This is a genomic window from Roseospirillum parvum (assembly GCF_900100455.1).
In the GTDB taxonomy this organism is placed as follows: domain Bacteria; phylum Pseudomonadota; class Alphaproteobacteria; order Rhodospirillales; family Rhodospirillaceae; genus Roseospirillum; species Roseospirillum parvum.
In genome coordinates, this window is record NZ_FNCV01000003.1 from 228,093 (window position 1) to 244,561 (window position 16,469).

Annotated in this window: 15 protein-coding genes and 2 tRNA genes; 10 read left to right on the plus strand and 7 right to left on the minus strand. The window is 69.5% G+C overall.

The window, feature by feature from the left end:
• The first annotated feature begins 5 nt into the window (after positions 1 to 5).
• From thiL to BLR95_RS06185, 3 genes are all read left to right on the plus strand, one after another.
• The gene (gene thiL / locus BLR95_RS06175) at positions 6 to 1,052 is read left to right on the plus strand and encodes a thiamine-phosphate kinase (RefSeq protein ID WP_092617007.1); all 1,047 of its coding nucleotides are present in this window, start codon (positions 6 to 8) and stop codon (positions 1,050 to 1,052) included.
• Positions 1,049 to 1,528, plus strand: a complete 480-nt coding sequence (locus BLR95_RS06180) for a hypothetical protein (protein ID WP_092617010.1) — start codon at positions 1,049 to 1,051, stop codon at positions 1,526 to 1,528. Before thiL ends, BLR95_RS06180 begins: the two co-directional genes overlap by 4 nt.
• 344 nt (positions 1,529 to 1,872) lie before the next feature.
• Entirely contained in the window at positions 1,873 to 3,957 is a 2,085-nt protein-coding gene (locus tag BLR95_RS06185; protein WP_092617013.1) for a sodium-translocating pyrophosphatase, read from the plus strand.
• Between the two features lie 112 nt (positions 3,958 to 4,069).
• On the opposite strand, the gene pyk is transcribed toward BLR95_RS06185, so the two are convergent.
• The 3 genes from pyk to BLR95_RS06200 all read right to left on the minus strand — a co-directional run bounded on the left by pyk (position 4,070) and on the right by BLR95_RS06200 (position 8,310).
• A complete protein-coding gene (gene pyk / locus BLR95_RS06190; RefSeq protein ID WP_092617016.1) occupies positions 4,070 to 5,515 on the minus strand; it encodes a pyruvate kinase in 1,446 nt (481 codons plus the stop codon).
• 90 nt (positions 5,516 to 5,605) lie between these two features.
• Positions 5,606 to 6,934, minus strand: coding sequence for a glycerate kinase type-2 family protein (locus BLR95_RS06195; RefSeq protein WP_092617019.1), 1,329 nt, complete (start codon positions 6,932 to 6,934; stop codon positions 5,606 to 5,608).
• A gap of 80 nt (positions 6,935 to 7,014) precedes the next feature.
• A complete protein-coding gene (locus tag BLR95_RS06200; RefSeq protein ID WP_092617022.1) occupies positions 7,015 to 8,310 on the minus strand; it encodes an MFS transporter in 1,296 nt (431 codons plus the stop codon).
• A 206-nt stretch (positions 8,311 to 8,516) separates the two neighbouring features.
• On the opposite strand from BLR95_RS06200, the gene BLR95_RS06205 reads away from it, so the two are divergent.
• Positions 8,517 to 9,353, plus strand: coding sequence for an N-formylglutamate amidohydrolase (locus BLR95_RS06205; RefSeq protein ID WP_245689308.1), 837 nt, complete (start codon positions 8,517 to 8,519; stop codon positions 9,351 to 9,353).
• 49 nt (positions 9,354 to 9,402) lie between these two features.
• Positions 9,403 to 10,548 carry a carboxylate-amine ligase gene (locus BLR95_RS06210; RefSeq protein ID WP_092617025.1) on the plus strand — a complete coding sequence of 382 codons (1,146 nt, stop codon included), beginning with the start codon at positions 9,403 to 9,405 and terminating at the stop codon, positions 10,546 to 10,548.
• Positions 10,549 to 10,586: 38 nt separating this feature from the next.
• On the opposite strand, the gene rpoH is transcribed toward BLR95_RS06210, so the two are convergent.
• Together rpoH and BLR95_RS06220 are read right to left on the minus strand one after the other, a co-directional pair.
• A complete protein-coding gene (rpoH, locus tag BLR95_RS06215; protein WP_342719705.1) occupies positions 10,587 to 11,474 on the minus strand; it encodes an RNA polymerase sigma factor RpoH in 888 nt (295 codons plus the stop codon).
• Between the two features lie 198 nt (positions 11,475 to 11,672).
• The gene (locus BLR95_RS06220) at positions 11,673 to 12,701 is read right to left on the minus strand and encodes an RluA family pseudouridine synthase (RefSeq protein ID WP_092617455.1); all 1,029 of its coding nucleotides are present in this window, start codon (positions 12,699 to 12,701) and stop codon (positions 11,673 to 11,675) included.
• Positions 12,702 to 12,728: 27 nt separating this feature from the next.
• Between BLR95_RS06220 and BLR95_RS06225 the strand changes: the two genes are divergently transcribed.
• The 3 genes from BLR95_RS06225 (at position 12,729) to BLR95_RS06235 (ending at position 13,691) form a co-directional block, all read left to right on the plus strand.
• Entirely contained in the window at positions 12,729 to 13,034 is a 306-nt protein-coding gene (locus BLR95_RS06225) for a hypothetical protein (protein WP_092617031.1), read from the plus strand.
• Complete coding sequence (locus tag BLR95_RS06230) at positions 13,031 to 13,504, plus strand: M67 family metallopeptidase (RefSeq protein WP_218119498.1); 474 nt, start codon at positions 13,031 to 13,033, stop codon at positions 13,502 to 13,504. Before BLR95_RS06225 ends, BLR95_RS06230 begins: the two co-directional genes overlap by 4 nt.
• Before the next feature lie 111 nt (positions 13,505 to 13,615).
• A tRNA-Glu gene (locus BLR95_RS06235) sits at positions 13,616 to 13,691 on the plus strand.
• Between the two features lie 316 nt (positions 13,692 to 14,007).
• Here the strand turns inward: BLR95_RS06235 and BLR95_RS06240 are convergent.
• Together BLR95_RS06240 and BLR95_RS06245 are read right to left on the minus strand one after the other, a co-directional pair.
• Entirely contained in the window at positions 14,008 to 14,466 is a 459-nt protein-coding gene (locus BLR95_RS06240) for an AAC(3)-I family aminoglycoside N-acetyltransferase (protein ID WP_092617034.1), read from the minus strand.
• Positions 14,467 to 14,755: 289 nt separating this feature from the next.
• A tRNA-Ser gene (locus BLR95_RS06245) sits at positions 14,756 to 14,845 on the minus strand.
• 176 nt (positions 14,846 to 15,021) lie between these two features.
• Between BLR95_RS06245 and BLR95_RS06250 the strand changes: the two genes are divergently transcribed.
• The gene (locus BLR95_RS06250) at positions 15,022 to 15,546 is read left to right on the plus strand and encodes a hypothetical protein (RefSeq protein WP_092617037.1); all 525 of its coding nucleotides are present in this window, start codon (positions 15,022 to 15,024) and stop codon (positions 15,544 to 15,546) included.
• Positions 15,547 to 15,614: 68 nt separating this feature from the next.
• Positions 15,615 to 16,448 carry a YdcF family protein gene (locus BLR95_RS06255; RefSeq protein WP_092617040.1) on the plus strand — a complete coding sequence of 278 codons (834 nt, stop codon included), beginning with the start codon at positions 15,615 to 15,617 and terminating at the stop codon, positions 16,446 to 16,448.
• The last annotated feature ends 21 nt before the right edge of the window (positions 16,449 to 16,469 follow it).

A 16,469-nucleotide genomic window follows, 5' to 3' on the forward strand; every position in this document is an offset into this window, starting at 1 on the left:
GGTCGATGACATCCCGCACCCGCAGCGAGTTCGACCTGATCGGCCAGGTCTTCGCGCCCCTGGCCAAGACGCTGCCCGGCGCCTTCTCGCTGACCGACGACGCCGCGGTGCTGACCCCGACCGCCGGCCACGATCAGGTGACGACCCTCGACGCGGTGGTCGCCGGGATCCACTTCCTGGCCGACGATCCGCCCGAGTTGGTGGCCAAGAAGGCGGTGCGGGTCAACCTCTCTGATCTCGCCGCCATGGGCGCCCGCCCGCGGGCGCTGTTCGTCGCCGCCTGCCTCAACCGCGACCTGTCGGACGCCTGGATCGACCGCTTCGCGGCCGGCCTGGGCGAGGACCTGGCGGCCTTCGACGTCGCCCTGGCCGGCGGCGATACCGTCTCCACCCCGGGGCCGACCACCCTGGCGGTGACCGCCGTTGGCGAGGTGGCGCGCGGCGCCGCCCTTCGGCGCAACGGGGCGCTGCCGGGCGATCTGGTGGTGGTCAGCGGGACCATCGGCGATGGTGCCTTCGGCCTGATGGCGGCGCGCGGCGAGTTGGACGGACGTCTGGAGGCGGCCGAGTGCGTCAGCCTCGCCGAGCGCTACCGGCTGCCTCGGCCACGCTGCGGCCTGGGCCAGCAACTGGTCGGCCGGGCCACCGCCTGCATCGACGTCTCCGATGGCCTGTTGGCCGACCTGGGACACATCGCGCGCGCCTCCGAAGCACGGCTGATCGTTGAACGCTCCCGCCTGCCGCTGTCCGGGCCGGTGCGCCGGCTGATCGCGGCGGCCGGGGACGACGACAGCGCCTGGGCCCCGGTGTTGTCGGGCGGTGATGACTACGAACTGGCCTTCACCCTGCCCGAGGACCGCCTGCCGGCCCTGGCCGCCGCCGTCCAGGCCGAGGTGCCGCTGACCGTCATCGGGCGGGTCGAGGCGGCGGGCGCCGGCACCGCCGGCCGGCCGGGGGTCGACCTGTTGGACAGCGGCGGCCGCCGGCTGGCCGTGCACCGCACCGGCTGGCTGCATCGCGAGGCGGCGGAAGAGGGCACTCCCCGGTCATGAAAAAGCTGATCCCCATCGCCCTGGCCCTGATCGTGGTCGCCGCCGCCGCATGGTTCGGGCTGACCGCCCTCGGTCTGGTCCCCGACTCCCTGGGCCTGGGCATCGGGCCGCCGCCGGCCGAACAGCAAGCCGCCGAGCCCGAAGTCAAGGAAGAGCCGCCGCCCCCGGCCGCCGAGTTCGTGCAACTGGACGACCTGATCATCCCCGTCATCGGCGGCGGCGGACCCCAACGCACCCTGTACCTGACCGTGCGCCTGAAGGTGCCGGCCGGCGGTCAGGCCGCCTTGGCACCGGAAAAGGCCCGGATTCAGGATGTTTTCTTCCGCCATCTGTACGATTTCCTGCCCCGCCACATGGCTGACGGCCGGGTCCAGCCCGACCTCGAGGTATTGAAGTCGCGCCTGCTGACGGTGGTCCGGCGCACCGTCGAGACGCCGGTGAACGAGGTTCTGATCATCTCCGTCTACACCCGCTGACGCCGCCCCCACATTGTGGATCATGACGGTTGCCTGACGGGGGGGAGTCTGGCAAGTTCTTGCCGCCTTCGGCCCGGCTCCCTTGGGGGGGACCGGCGTCGGGGCGCCCACGGGGGATGGCGCCCCGCCCGTCGCCTCTTCGCGGCCCGGGCCCGGCGCACCAAGGAGGGGGGCTCGCACCGGAACACCGTTCCCATCACCGACCGACAGGGTCGCGGCGGGACACGCTGTTCGCGCCCGCCGTATCCCACACGCCCTCGTCGGACGGTGGCACGACTGAGCACTTCACGTCGCTGCCCTTTTAGATCCCGCGCACTCGAACCCTTGACGCGATGGAACCGTCCATGACTGAGACATATTTCGTGATCATTGCCTGCGGCCTGTTGGCCCTGGCCTACGGGGCCTATTCCATACGCGCGGTGCTGGCCCAGGATGCCGGCACCGAGCGCATGCAGGAGATCGCCGCCGCCGTTCAGGAGGGGGCCCAGGCCTACCTCAACCGTCAGTACCGCACCATTGCCATGGTCGGCGTGGTGGTCGGCATCCTGCTTGGCCTGAGGCTGGGCATGCATGTGGCCGTCGGCTACTTCATCGGCGCCGTGTTCTCCGGCGTGGCCGGCTACATCGGCATGCTGGTGTCGGTGCGGGCCAACGTCCGGACCACCGAGGCGGCCCGCTCCGGCGGCCTGCAGCCGGCGCTTGACGTGGCCTTCAAGTCGGGCGCCATCACCGGCCTGCTGGTGGTCGGCCTGGGCCTGCTGGGTGTGGCTGTCTACTACGTGGTCCTGCAGAGCATGGGGATCGAGCAGCGCGGCATCCTGGAAGCCCTGGTTGCCCTGAGCTTCGGCGCCTCGCTGATCTCCATCTTCGCCCGTCTGGGTGGCGGCATCTTCACCAAGGGGGCCGACGTCGGCGCCGATCTGGTGGGCAAGGTCGAGGCCGGCATCCCCGAGGACGACCCCCGCAACCCGGCGGTGATCGCCGACAACGTGGGCGACAACGTGGGCGACTGCGCCGGCATGGCGGCCGACCTGTTCGAGACCTACGCGGTGACCATCGTCGCCACCATGCTGCTGGGCGCCATCTTCTTCACCGGCGAGGCCCAGGACCTGCTGATGACCTTCCCGCTGCTGGTCGGCGGGGTGTGCATCGCCGCCTCGGTGGTCGGCACCTTCTTCGTCAAGCTGGGGCCGTCGAACAACATCATGGCCGCCCTGTACAAGGGCTTCATCGTCACCGCCGTGCTCTCGGCGCTGCTCATCGTCGGCTGTGCCTACTATCTGCTGGGGGGTGACTTCACCGCCACCGCCAGCAACGGGGTGTCGATCAGCACCATGGGCCTGATCGGCTGCGCCGTCACCGGTCTGGTCGCCACCGGCCTGATCGTCTGGATCACCGAGTTCTACACCTCGACCGAGTACCGCCCGGTGCGCTCGGTGGCCCAGGCCTCGACCACCGGCCACGGCACCAACGTCATCCAGGGTCTGGCCGTCTCCATGGAGGCCTGCGCCCTGCCGGTGCTGGTCATCTGCGCCGGCATCATCGTCGCCTACATGCTGGGCGGCCTCTACGGCATCTCGGTGGCGGCGACCACCATGCTCGCCCTGGCCGGCATGGTGGTGGCGCTGGACGCCTACGGTCCGGTCACCGACAACGCCGGCGGCATCGCCGAAATGGCCGACCTGCCGGAGGACGTGCGCAAGACCACCGACGCCCTGGACGCCGTCGGCAACACCACCAAGGCGGTGACCAAGGGCTACGCCATCGGCTCGGCCGGTCTGGCTGCCCTGGTTCTGTTCGCCGCCTATACCGAGGACCTCAAGCACTACTTCCCCAACGTCGATGTCAGCTTCGAGCTGCAGAATCCCTACGTGGTGGTGGGTCTGTTCATCGGCGGCCTGATGCCCTACCTGTTCGGGGCCCTGGGCATGCAGGCGGTGGGCCGGGCGGCCGGCGCGGTGGTCGTCGAGGTGCGCCGCCAGTTCAAGGAAATCCCCGGTATCATGGAGGGCACCGGCAAGCCCGAGTACGGCACCTGCGTCGACATGCTGACCAAGGCGGCCATCAAGGAGATGATCATCCCCTCGATGCTGCCGGTGCTGTCGCCGATCGTGCTCTACTTCGTGATCTCGGCCATCGCCGATCAGGCCGCCGCCTTCGCGGCGCTCGGCGCCATGCTGCTGGGCACCATCGTCACCGGGCTGTTCGTCGCCATCTCCATGACCTCCGGCGGTGGCGCCTGGGACAACGCCAAGAAGTACATCGAGGACGGCAACCACGGCGGCAAGGGCTCGGAAGCCCACAAGGCCGCGGTGACCGGCGACACCGTCGGCGATCCGTACAAGGACACCGCCGGCCCGGCGGTCAACCCGATGATCAAGATCACCAACATCGTGGCCATCCTGCTGCTGGCCCTGCTGGCCGCCTGATCGGGCGCCGGCAGATCACCGAAACCAAAGGCCCCGGGGAAACCCCCGGGGCCTTTTTCGTGGTCGGATTTTCGCCCCTCGAGACCGGCCATCCCCACCCGGGCGGGGAAACCTACATACGCGGGGTGTGGTCCGCCTCGCCCTCGACCCGGGCGATGCGCAGGATGTTGGTGGTCCCCGGGGTGCCGAAGGGGACCCCGGCGATCAACACGATCTGCTCGCCGGGGGGAGCGAACTCCTCGCTCCGGGCCACCTCGCAGCCCTGGATGACCATGTGGTGGAAGCTCGCCACCTCGCCCTTGGTGTGCACGTTGTGCAGGCCCCAGACCAGGGCCATGGCGCGCGCCGTGCCGACGTTGGTGGTGACGCACAGGATGGGCACGGTGGGCCGCTCGCGGGCCGCCCGCAAGGCGGTCGAGCCGGACGAGGTGAAGGTGACGATGGCCGCCGCCTCGATGGTGCGGGCGACCTGGCTGGCCGCCGCCGACAGCGCCCCGGCCGAGGTGCGCACCGGGGCGTGGCCCCGATTGCGGACCACGTCCTCGTAGTGCTCGTCCTTTTCGGTGCGGTCGATGATCTTGTTCATCATCGCCACCGCCTCGAACGGGTACTCGCCGACCGCGGTCTCGGCCGACAGCATCACCGCGTCGGCCCCATCCAGCACCGCGGTGGCCACGTCCGAGGCCTCGGCCCGGGTCGGTGACGGGCTGGTGATCATGCTTTCCAGCATCTGGGTGGCGACCACCACCGGACGCCCGGCGCGCCGGGCCGTGGTGGTGATGCGTTTTTGCAGGATGGGCACCGCCTCGGGCGGGGTTTCCACGCCGAGGTCGCCGCGCGCGATCATCACCGCGTCGGACAGGCCGACGATGTCGTCGAGATGGGTGATGGCCGAGGGTTTCTCCAGCTTCGAGATGATGCGCGCCCGGCCGTTGATCAGGCGGCGCGCCTCGGCCACGTCCTCCGGCCGCTGGACGAAGGAGAGGGCGATCCAGTCGGCCCCCAGATCGAGCGCGAAGGTCAGATCCTCGCGGTCCTTGGCGGTCAGCGCCGAGATGGGCAGGGTGACGCCCGGCACGTTGACCCCCTTGTGGTCGGACAGCATGCCGCCGGTGACCACCTCGGTCTCGGCCCAGTCCTCGCCGTGGGCCAGAACCTTCAGGCGCAGCTTGCCGTCATCGAGCAGCAGGTCGGTGCCGTCCTCGATGGCCTGAAAGATTTCCGGGTGGGGCAGGGGGGCGCGGCTTTCCGAGCCCTGCCGGCTGTCCAGATCGAGGGTGAAGCGGGCCCCGGCCTTCAGCAGCACCTTGCCCGAGGTGAAGCGGCCGACCCGCATCTTGGGTCCCTGGAGATCAACCAGCACGCCGATGGGCCGCTTGAGGCGGCTTTCCACCTCGCGGATCGCCTTGTAGCGGCGGCGGTGATCCTCGTGCTCGCCGTGCGACATGTTCAGTCGGAACACGTCGGCACCGGCCAGGAACAGACGCTCGATGGCGTCCGTCCCGGAGGTGGGGGGGCCCAGGGTGGCGATGATCTTGGCGTATCGTTGTCGGCGCATGACGACAAGAGTAGGCAGGAAAACCCTGCTTCGCCAGAGGGAAAAGAGGCCGCCGCGGTGAAGGTTTTCCGACCGCCCGCGGGCCAGGGCTCAGCCCATCACCAGGAAGGCCCGGAAGTCGTTGACGTTGGTCAGGGTGGGACCGGTCACCACCAGATCGTCCAGACGCTCGAAAAACCAACAGGATTGATGATGGTCGAGCATGCCTTCCGGGTCCAGCGCCTGGGCCCGGGCCCGGGCCAGGGTGTCGGGGGTCAGGATGGCCCCGGCGTTGTGGCCGCTGCCGTCCTTGCCGTCGGTGTCGCAGGCCATGCCCCAGATGCGCGGATGCCCTTTGAGGGCCAGCGCGGCGGCGAGCAGGAATTCGCCGTTGGGGCCGCCGTTGATGGGCGCCGTGCGGGCTTCGGGCGGGGGCAGGGTGACGGTCAGCTCGCCGCCCGAAAGCAGCACGCAGGGCGGCGCCAGCGGCATCTCGTGGATCGCCGCCGAGAGGGCCATGGGGGCCAGGGCGCGGGCCACCTGGGCCGCTTCGCCTTCCAGCGCGTCGCCCAGGATGACCGGCTTCACGCCGGCCTCGCGGGCTGCCTCGGCGGCCGCCCTCAGGGCTTCCATGGGGGTGATGATCAGCCGGTTCTCGACCTTCTCGAAGCAAGGGTCGTCCGGCTTGGGGGTTTCGGCCTCGCCGCTTTCCAGGACCCGGGTGATGCTCGGTGGCGGCGTCACCCCGATCCGGGCGAGCACGGCCAGGGCGTCGGCGCAGGTCGAGGGGTCGGCCACCGTCGGCCCGGAGGCGATCACCGAGATGTCGTCGCCCGGCACGTCGGAGACGATCATCGAGACCACCCGGGCCGGCGCGGCGGCGCGGGCCAGCCGGCCGCCCTTGACCGCCGAGATGTGCTTGCGCACCGTGTTGAAGGCGCGGATGTCGGCCCCGCTGGCCAGCAGGGCCTCGGTCAGCGCCTGCTTGTCGGCCAGATCAATGCCCGGCAGGGGCTGGCTGAGCAGGGCCGAGCCGCCGCCGGAGAAGAGGCCGATGACCAGATCATCGGCCGACAGCGACTCGAGCCGGGCGAGCATCCGCGCGGTGGCCTCGAGGCCGGCCTGATCGGGCACCGGATGGGCTGCCTCCACCACCTCGATGCGCTGGGTCGGGCGGGCGTGGCCGCGCCGCGTCACCACCAGCCCGGAAACCGCGTTCACCGCCGAGGGCAGCCAGCGCTCGGCCAGCACACCTTCCAGGGCCTCGGCCATGGCCCCGGCCGCCTTGCCGGCGCCGACCACCACGGTGCGGCCGCGCGGCGGATGAGGCAGGTTGGCCATCAGCCGCTCGAACGGATCGACGGCGTTGAGCACCGCCCCGAACAGGGTGCTGAGGAAGATGCGCGGATCGGCCGGGCCTTGGTTGGGCGGCGGGCTCATTCACGGGGTCCTCGACTTGACGGGTCCTCGAACCTGGGGCTTCCCCCGACGCCCACCGGCGCGGCGGACATCGATGGCGCTCACACCGCGCGATCCTCGCTGTCGACCTGCCGGCAGCGGGTCTCGCGGGCCAACAGGGCGGCGAGCAGGGCCAGCCCCCAACAGCCCGGCAGCACGGCCAGGGCCAGACCATAGGTTTCCGGCGAATAGACCCGGGCCCCGTCCATCATGCCGCCTTGCCAGCCAAGATCAAGCAACCAGCCGAGCAGGGGCTGGAAAACCGCCCCCGAGCCCATCACCGACATGTTGACGAAGCCCAGCGTCGCCCCGGCGTGGCGCAGGCGGTTGTGCTCGCGGGCGAAGGCGAACACCAGCACCATGCCGCCGTTGAACAGCCCGGTGACGAAGAACAGTGCGATCACCGCCCACAACGGCAGGCCGGCATACAGCCAGACCAGCGAGACCACGAGATTACCCCCCGAGGCCATCAGCATGAACGGCTTGCGGCGCCGGAAATGATCCGACATCCAGCCGACGATGGGCGAGGCGACGCCCCAGCCCAGCAGCATGGCCGAGGTGGCCATGGCGGCATCGGTGCGGGGCAGGCCGTAGGTGCTCATCATGTAAGGCACGCCCCACAGGCCGGCGAAGGCCAGGATGGGCGCCGCCATCATCGGCCCGTAAAGGCAGGCGACCCAGGTCTGTGGCCGGCGCAGGGCCTGGCCGACGCCGTACAGGATGCCGGGGCGGGCCGGCTCGTCGGCGGCCCGCTCGGGGGGCGAGTAGGGGCCCCGGTCGCGCACGATCAGCCACAGCGCCCCGCCGAGCAGCAGGGCGAAGCCGGCGGCCCCGGTCATGGTGGTCCGCCAGCCCAGGGTATCGACGGCGGCGGCCAGGGGGGCCTGTCCGCCGACCGCGCCGATCATCCCCAGGGCCATGGTCATGCCGCTGATCATGGCGAAGCGCTGCGGCGGGAACCAGGCGGCGGCGATGGTCAACCCGCCGACCCAGGTCACCGCGGCGCCGACGCCGATCAGGGCGCGGCCCAGATAGGCCATCCACAGGCCATCGGCGGTGGCGAAGAGCAGGCTGCCCAGGGCGCTGACCAGGGCCGCCGAGGTCAACAGCTTGCGCGGCCCCCAGCCGTCGAGCAGCACGCCGACCGGCAGCTGCAATCCGGCGTAGGTGTAGAAGTAGAGCGCCGAAAGCATGCCGGTGATGGCGCCGGCGGCGGCGAAGTCGCGCATCAGGTCCTCGACCATGACGCTCGGCGCCACCCGCTGGAAGAAGGCGTAGAAGTAGAAGGCCGCGCCCAGCCCCCACATCACCCAGGGCAGCCAGCCGGCGCCACGGGTCGTGTCGGCGCGCCCGGTCATCGGCCCACGCCGCCCCGGCGGCGGGGAAAGGTCTGGTCGGAGAGCATGTCGGGAACCTGTATATGAGGAAAAACAGCGGTGTAAGCAGGGCATGGTAGAAAAGGGGGCGGGGTCCGTCAATCGACCAGCCAAGCGGCCTCCCCCCTTGACCTCCCCCCTTGACCTCCCCCCTTGGCGGCCCCGACGCATGGGGTATAGTGGCGGACATGATGTCACCCCCGCTGACCGATCCGGCCCCCGACGAGGCCGAGACCACCCCACTGCTCGAGGCCGATGAGCCGGCGCCCCTGGAAATCATCAACGCCGAGGGCGCCCGGCCGGTCCTGCTGATCTGCGACCACGCCAGTTGCCGCGTGCCGCGCCGGCTGAACGGCCTGGGGCTGCCGCCCGACGAGTTGCGGCGCCACATCGGCTGGGACCTGGGCATCGCCCCGGTGGCGCGTGGTCTGGCCGAGCGGCTGGACGCGCCGGCCCTGCTGGCCGGCTATTCGCGTCTGGTGATCGACCTCAATCGCCAGCCGGGCGACCCCGAATCCATCCCCGAGGTGAGCGACGGCACGGAGGTTCCCGGCAACCGGGCCCTGCCCGAGGCCGAGCGCATCGCCCGCCAGAAGGCGCTGTTCGATCCCTATCACGAGGCCATCACCCGGACCCTGGCCCATCTGTGGCGGGTCCACGGCCATGCCCCGGCGCTGATCTCGCTACACAGCTTCACGCCCAGCCTGAGGGGCGGGCCGCCTCGGCCCTGGCACATCGGCACCCTGTGGCACCACGACCCGCGCCTCGCCGGGCCGTTCATGTCGCGGCTGGCCGAGGCCAACCCCGAGCTGTGCATCGGCGACAACCAGCCCTATGCCGGGGCCGAGTTGGGCTACACCGTGGATGCCCATGGCGAATCCGCCGGGCTGCCCTGCCTGGGCCTGGAGGTGCGCCAGGACGGCCTCGCCACCCCGGCCGACCAGCAGCGCTGGGTCGAGCGTCTTCACAACGCCTTGTCAGGCGTGTTGGCCGATAGCACACTCTACCGGGTACGCCACTACTGAGCCGCCGCCGGGCCCGCCGGCGGCGTTCTGGCGAGCAAGGGAGAGGACAATGGCCAACCTCCACCAGCCGGCCTTCACCATCGGCGTGGAGGAGGAATATTACCTGGTCGATCCGGCGACCGGCGATCTGGCCACCGATCCCCCCGAAGAGATGATGAAGGCCCTGGAGGGCAGCGCCGTCGGCGTGGTCGGGCCGGAGTTCCTGCGCTGCCAGCTTGAGATCGCCACCCCGGTCTGTGGCTCGGTGGGCGAGTTGAAGCGGGCCCTGACCGACCTCCGGGGCATGGTCGGCGAGGTCACCGGGCGTTACGGTCTGGCTCCGGTGGCCGCCTCGACCCACCCGGTGGCGGCCTGGGACCAGCAACAGCACACCGACAAGGAACGCTACAACTTCCTGGCCAACGACCTGCAGGGCGTGGCGCGCCGGCTGCTGATCAACGGCATGCATGTGCATGTGGGGCTCGAGGACAGCGAGCTGCGCATCGATCTGATGAACCAGATCACCTATTTCCTGCCCCATCTGCTGGCCTTGTCGACCAGCTCACCGTTCTGGCGCGGCCGCGACACCGGGCTGATGAGCTACCGGCTGTCGGTGTTCGACGAGTTGCCGCGCACCGGCCTGCCCCAGGTTTTCGACTCCTATGGCGAATACGAACGCCACATCGAGGTTCTGACCCACTGCGGGGTGATCGAGGATGCCAGCCGCATCTGGTGGGATGCGCGCCCCTCGGTGAAGTTCCCGACCCTGGAGATGCGCATCACCGATGTCTGCACCCGGGTCGAGGACGCCATCGCCATCGCCGCCCTCTACGTCTGCGTGCTGCGCATGTTGTACCGGCTGCGCGTCACCAACCAGCGCTGGCGCATGTACGGCGGCATGCTGATCAACGAGAACCGCTGGCGGGCCCAGCGCTACGGTCTGGACGAGGGGATGATCGATTTCGGGCGCGGCGAGATCGTGCCCTATGGCGACCTGCTGGAGGAACTGCTCGATCTGGTCGCCGAGGACGCCGAGGCCCTGGGCGCCGAGCAGGAAGTGGCGGCGGCGCGCGATATCCTGAGCCGCGGCACCTCGGCCCACATGCAGCGCCGGGTCTACCGCCAGGCCCTGGCCGAGGGATGCGCCGAGGAGGTCGCCCTGAAGCGGGTGGTGCAGCATCTGGTGGCCGCCACCGTGGGCCGGGACGGCGGGTAGGGCTGGTCCCCCGGACGACCAGCCCCCGCGCCGGTGGATCAGGCCTCCAGGCGGGCGGTGGCCTGGGCCTCGGCGGCCTCGCGATGGTCGCGCACCACCTTTTGCAGCTTCTCGAAGGCGCGCACCTCGATCTGGCGCACCCGCTCGCGGCTGATGCCGTACTGCTGGCTGAGGTCTTCCAGGGTCAGCGGCGCCTCGCGCAGGCGGCGCTCGACCAGGATATGACGCTCGCGCGGGTTCAGGGTGCCCATGGCCTGATTGAGCAGACGGCGCCGCAGCCCCTGTTCCTGCCGGTCGCCCAGGGCCGACTCCTGGTCCTGCTCCTCGTCGACCAGCCAGTCCTGCCACTCGCCCTCGCCATCCATGCTGAGTGGGGTGTTCAGGCTGTGGTCGGGGGCCGCCATGCGGCGGTTCATGTGCAGCACCTCGGCATCGGGCACGCCCAGCTTGTCGGCGATGACGCGGATCTGTTCCGGCGCCAGATCGCCTTCCTCGACCGCCCGCATCTGCGCCTTCATGCGCCTGAGGTTGAAGAACAGCTTCTTCTGGGCCGCCGTGGTGCCCATCTTGACCAGCGACCAGGAGTGCAGGATGTACTCCTGGATGGCGGCCCGGATCCACCACATGGCATAGGTGGCCAGCCGGAAGCCGCGATCCGGGTCATAGCGCTCGATGGCCTGCATCAGGCCCAGGTTGCCCTCGGAAATGATCTCGCCCAGCGGCAGGCCGTAGCCCGAGTAGCCCATGCCGATCTTGGCGACCAGCCGCAGGTGACTGTTGGCCAGGGCATGGGCGGCGGCCAACTCGCCGCCGTCGCGGAAGCGATAGGCCAGGGACTGCTCTTCCTCCACCGTCAGCATGGGAAAGCCCCGAATGACGCGCAGATAGCGCGACAGGTTGCGTTCCGGCGTGAGGTCCGGCGCCAAGGTCGGGCGCAGGGGCGTCGGACGCGGGGGCGTCGGACGTGGGGACGGGGAGGGCGTGGAAGCGGGGGAGCGCTGGGTCGTCATGGTCGATCTCCGCGCCGTCGGGAAGGGCCCCCATGGGCGACCGGCGGACCATCCGCCGCGCCTGGGAGTTGTGCGCTGGAGATGATGGTAGAGCAGGGCCGGCGGCCCCGACAATCATACCCTTGAACCGCCCTCCGAGAGCCCCCAAGGCTCAGATGACGGGCCAAGAGCGCCCTGAAACTGCTTGAAATCAGGCGGAGTTTCCGACTGGAAAACCATTCTTTCCTGACTATACGGATGGGTAATTTCCAGGCGCCACGCATGGAGTAGCTGGCGGCTCAAAGGCATGAGCCGCGCATCCTCGGGCAGCCCACGCGCCTTGCTGGCGTGGCCCCGGCCGTACAGCGGGTCGCCGACCACCGGGTGGCCCAGGTGGGCCAGATGGACCCGGATCTGATGGGTCCGCCCGGTTTCCAGCCGACAGGTCAGCAGGCTGACCAAGGGCCAGGTGCGTTCCACAGTCCAATTGGTGACGGCGCGGCGGCCGTTCAAGCGAACCACGGCCATCTTCGTGCGGTTGCTGGGACTGCGCCCGATCAGGGTGTCGAGCCGGCCGGATGGCGCCTTGGGCACCCCCCAGACCAGGGCCTGGTAGGTGCGCCCGGCGCTGTGGGCGGCGAACTGCTCGGCCAGGTGCAGGTGGGCGCGGTCGGTCTTGGCGACGACCAGCAGGCCGCTGGTCTCCTTGTCCAGCCGGTGCACGATGCCCGGCCGGCGGGTGCCACCGATGCCCGACAGACTGTCGCCGCAATGGGCCAGCAGGGCGTTGACCAGGGTGTGGTCCGGGTTGCCAGGGGCGGGATGGACGACCAGCCCGGCCGGCTTGTCGATGATGATCAGCGCCTCGTCCTCGTAGACCACGCTCAGCGGCAGGGCCTGGGGGGCGGCCTCGGCCGGGGCCGGCGGAGGAACCTCCAGGCTGACCGGCAGACCCGGTTTGATTCGGTGTTTGGGCTCGGTTATGGTCTGCCCGCCGACGCTCACCCGACCGTCGCGGATCAGCCCGGCCAGCCGGGCCCGCGACAGCTCCGGGCAGGCCTCGGCCAGCCACTTGTCGAGCCGTGCCCCGGCCGCCTCGGCGCCGGCGATTAGGTGTTGTGTCGTCGCGCCGGGCGTCACGCCGTCGTTCGCTTCTTCAGCCATCATCGTCCAGCCCCCGGGAGACCCCGCATGAGCGCCCTGTTGAAGACCCTGGTCATCGGCATGGGGGTGTTGATCGTCCTCGGCATGGGGGGTGTGGCCTACGGCATATACGCCAACATGCAGCGCTTGCAAGAGAGTGCCAGCGGCGACGGCTGGGGCGAGGTGGTGGTCGAGCTGCCGGCCGGGGCCCGGGTGACCGACATGGAGGCCGCCGACGACATGCTCTACCTGCACCACCAGCGGGCCGGCACCGGCGGCGATGGCGTGGTGGTGGTCGATACCCAGCGCGGCCGCGTGGTCGGCCGCCTGCGCTTCGAGGCCGCCACCGAGTGAGCCGCCTGTGGCTGCCCAAGGCCCTGGCCGAGACGATGCGCGCCGAGGCCCGGGCGGCCCATCCGGCGGAGTGCTGCGGCCTGCTGATCGGCACCGGAGACCCCTCGGCGGCGGACGGCGCCCGGGTGGAGGAGGTGGTCCCGGCGGCCAACCTGGAAGCCTCCCATCGACAGGATCGTTTCGAGATCGATCCGGCCATCCGGCTGGCCGTGATGCGCCGCCTTGGCCAGTTGGACGGCGACAGTGGCGCGCGCGCCGAGCGTTCCCTGCGGGGGCCGCGTCTGCTCGGCCACTATCACAGCCATCCGGCGGGCGCCGCCGAGCCCTCGGAGACCGACCGTCAGCGGGCCGAGGAAAGCGGGCTGGTGTGGCTGATCATCGGCGCCGAGGGACATCTGGGCGCCTGGCTGGCCGAGCCGGACGAGGCGGGCCGCCCGAGCTTCCGCCGCCTGACCCTGCGGCTGGGCTGAGCGGGCCCGTGCCCTCGGGCGAAACCCGCGCCTTCGGTCAAAAAAGGTGTTGCCAGCCGCGGCGATGTCCGGTAGGTAACGCGTCCTCCACAGGCCGACGGCCACCGCGCTGTCCCCTTCGTCTAGAGGCCTAGGACACCGCCCTCTCACGGCGGCAACAGGGGTTCGAATCCCCTAGGGGACGCCAATCCGGCCTGTAATACAAAAAGCCGCCCACAACGGGCGGCTTTTTGCGTTGGGGGCTGGCGGCAGCGGGCCGCGAACCGCCTATACAGAAATATGGCGGGGCATGCCCGACGAAAATGCGAAATATTCGTTCGCCATGGCCCTCAGAATAGGACGTTGCCGTAATCAGGAAAAATCGGGAGAATTGTTGAGCTGTCCGTCTGAGCGAGCCTTTATATGACGACGGGGATGGGCCTTTCCATTCTTTCTGCCTTTGGCACGAACGGCAGTCTTCGGTGAGGAAACCGAACTTTCCAACGGATCCCTCAGTGGCGTTTCTACTCAGCCCGCTGCGGATCAATGTCGAAGTGAAGCGCCTCTTCGCGCTGCCCGAGTTTGGAGTAGAGCGCGATGGCCGCATCGTCGCCGTGATCGGCCTGGACGAAGACCACCCAGGCGCCGCGCTTCTTTGCTATGGCGGAGAAGGTGCCTATCATCGCCGTCGCAACACCGCGCCGACGGTAAGGCCCGGAAACGGCGAGGTCGTAGATGTAGAATTCGCTCCGCTCACGCTCGAACTTGCGAAGCTCGTAGCCGGCAAGCGCACCTATGACGTTCTCCGCTTCGACGGCGACCAAGGCGATGAAATTCTCTTCGGCGAGAAGACCATCGCGGTAAGCCGCGCCCGGCGATGCGCCGAGATAGGTTTCGTGTTCCTCAAACGCATCGGCGAAGATCGTCAGCATGCCGTGGAAGAGAACGGCGTCGCCGGGACGAAGGCGGACTATTTCGACCATCTCAAATCGCTTCCTCCACCGGCCAGTCACGCACGACCGCGCCAACACTACGCGCTTGCCGCGCCCGTTGTGATGAGAGTTTTGCGCGCGGAGCATGCGGTCACCTCATGGCGCCTGAACCAGGCGTCGTGCCGCAGCTCGGTGTTGCCGCGCGGGTCGAGGCCGATCGTCAGCCGGTTTTTGAACGTGCCGCCAATGATCCGGACAAACGTCCTCCGGCGCCTGGCCGTATCTGCGCGCCACAAGATGCGTGGAAACTGCAAACGGCGTTTACACTTTTGTTCCAGGGTGGCGGAGGAGGTGGGATTCGAACCCACGAACCCGGTGAGGGGTTGCTGGTTTTCAAGACCAGTGCCTTAAACCGCTCGGCCACTCCTCCCGCATGGGCCTTCCTTTAGGCATTCGGCCGGGGGCAGGTCAACGCCCATCTCGGCACCCCCCTTTCAGGCGCCTCGACATCGACTGGCAAGAGGCAGAGGTCACTTCCGCCGCCGGTTATTCCTGATAGTGTGAAGCACCGATCCACCCCGCCCGGCTTGCGAGACCCCCCGTCCGATGCGCCCACACCTCCTGTCCGTCCGGCTTGCTGCCCTGCTCGTGGCGCTGTGGGCCACCCCGCCGGCCCTGGCGCAACAGGATGTCTTCCGCTTCGGGGCCTGGAAAGGGCAGGCATTCTTCGACCACGACAGCGGCGCCTTCACCTACTGCGCGGCCGGCCAGATCGATGAGGCGCTGGGCGAGTTGTCGTTTTTCCTGTCGCGCAACCGTGTTCCGGCCCTGGGCGTCCATCGCCCCGATTGGCACCTGAAGGCGGCGGCACCGCCCGAGGTTGGGCTGACCATCGATGGCCGGATCACCCACACGGTGGTGCAGGCCTCGGTGCCCGATCCCCATTTCCTGGTCCTGCCGCTGCCCATGGACGACCTCGACCTGATGCAGGCGGTGGCCGCCATGCGCGCGCTTGAGGTGCATGCGGCCGGGCGCACCGCGCGCTTTCAGGTAAAGGACCTGCGGCAGGTGATCTTTCGCCTCAACGACTGCGTGGATGTCCGCCTGCGTGCCGAGGCGGCGAACAACTGACCCATCCGGCCCGCCCCATCCCGTGCCCCCATCCTCCCCATCCTGCCCCCCCCGGAGCCTGAACGACAGTGGACCTGGACCCGACCTACCTTTTGGCCAAACTGGCGCGCCCCCTGACCGATCTGGAAGGCCTGCTTTCCCTGCTTCTGGTGCTGGCGGTGATTGGCCTGTTCATCGGCCGCTTCCAGCGTGTGGCGCGGCGGGTCCTGGCCTGCCTGATGGGAGTCGGCCTGCTTGGCAACGCGCTGCCGCTTGGGCCGTGGCTGGCGTTGCCGCTGGAAACCCGGTTCCCCATCCCCGAGCGCCTGCCGGAACGGATCGATGGCATTGTCGTCCTGGGCGGCTACATGAACCTGGCCGCGACAGAGCTCAGCGGCCAGCCGCAGGCCGACGGCGCGATCGACCGCCTGCTGGTCGGCCTGACGCTGGCCCAACAGCACCCACAGGCCCGGGTGGTTCTCTCCGGTGGCGCCGGCGACCCATTCGACCAGAGCCGGCGCGAGGCCGACCTGGCGGCCGGCGTGATCGCCCGGCTGTATCCCGACACGCCCGACCTGGGCGGGCGACTGGTGATTGAGCGGGAGTCGCGCAATACCCGCGAGAACGCGCTGTTCAGCCACCGAATGGCGACCCCCCAGCCGGGGGAAAACTGGGTTCTGGTCACCTCGGCCCTGCACATGCCGCGCGCCGTGGGCAGTTTCCGCGCCGCGGGGTGGACGGTGCTGCCTTACCCGGTGGATCATAACCACGCCTTTAGGCCGCCAGCGGTGGTACGCTGGCCGCGCCTGCCACACAGTCTGCTGCCCGGGGTGAATACGGCACTGGAAGCCTGGGCCGGCCTTGTCTGGTACCGGGCGCGGGGCTACATGACGACCCTGGTTCCGGGCCCCGACCCGACGTGAAGCCCTTGAAAAAAATCGCCA